The sequence below is a fragment of the Nguyenibacter vanlangensis genome (genome assembly GCF_013376155.1).
GTDB classification, from domain to species: Bacteria; Pseudomonadota; Alphaproteobacteria; order Acetobacterales; family Acetobacteraceae; genus Gluconacetobacter; species Gluconacetobacter vanlangensis.
Window position 1 is genome coordinate 1 of record NZ_JABXXP010001020.1, and the last position, 797, is coordinate 797.

General features: G+C 69.0%; 2 protein-coding genes. One reads left to right on the forward strand and one right to left on the reverse strand.

The window, feature by feature from the left end; all coding sequences use genetic code 11:
• Nucleotides 1-9: 9 nt before the first annotated feature.
• Nucleotides 10-447 (reverse strand): hypothetical protein, encoded by a 438-nt coding sequence (locus HUK84_RS20925; protein WP_246285812.1) that lies wholly within the window; start codon nucleotides 445-447, stop codon nucleotides 10-12.
• A gap of 162 nt (nucleotides 448-609) precedes the next feature.
• Between HUK84_RS20925 and HUK84_RS20930 the strand changes: the two genes are divergently transcribed.
• Nucleotides 610-797, forward strand: a 188-nt coding sequence (locus HUK84_RS20930; RefSeq protein ID WP_176641892.1) for a chemotaxis protein CheW, incomplete at its 3' end; no start/stop codon positions are given.

Genomic DNA, 797 nt, shown 5'->3' on the forward strand with positions numbered 1-797 from the left:
GACGGGCTCTTACATCTCGCGCGCGGCAATGGCGGCCAGGGTCGCGCAGACCGCGGCGGCGCCCATCATCAGCAGCCCGTCGGTCACCAGCGACCACGCGGTCAGCACATGCGACCCCACCACGATTTCCTGCGGAATGGTGCCGGCCACATGGGTCACGATGTCACGCGCCTGCGGGTCCGCGGCCGCCGCGCTGGCGCCGATCGCCCCGATCAGGCGCGGCAGCACGCTCCAGCCGACTCCCAGGATCAGCACCAGCGGCGCCAGCAATTCGGTGACCTGCTGCACGAAATAGAACAGGCAATAGAACACGGCGCACAGCGCCACGCGGACCAGGCGGCCGATGGCCAGGCGCGACGGCACGCGGCCCGCCGACGGAAGAAACCGCTCGGCGGCACGTCCCGGGTTGAAGCTGTCCATGACGATCGTCTCCGGCAACTTGTGCATGGCGTGCCCGCTCTGTCGGGAACGCATCCCTGCCCGAGGTAGCCGTCACTTGTGCTAAATGCAATCTTCGGTGAATACACGATCAGGGAAACCGCCGCGCGCGACAGCGTCACAGCGCGCATCGCCGTGGCGGTCATCCGTGTCGGAGGTCATGCAACCGGGGTGTCAGGGGCCGTCGTCATCTTTCGTCTCGCAAGCACCTGCTATGCCTTGCCGGCGCCGCCGGTGCGGGAATGCATGCCTCTGCCCGCGCTCTTCCGGCCGCCCGGCACGCCGGCCCCCGTCCTGGGGCATTTCCGCCTGGGGGCCGAACGGGTGGTCGTGGTCGACCTCGCGGTCCTGCTCGGCCT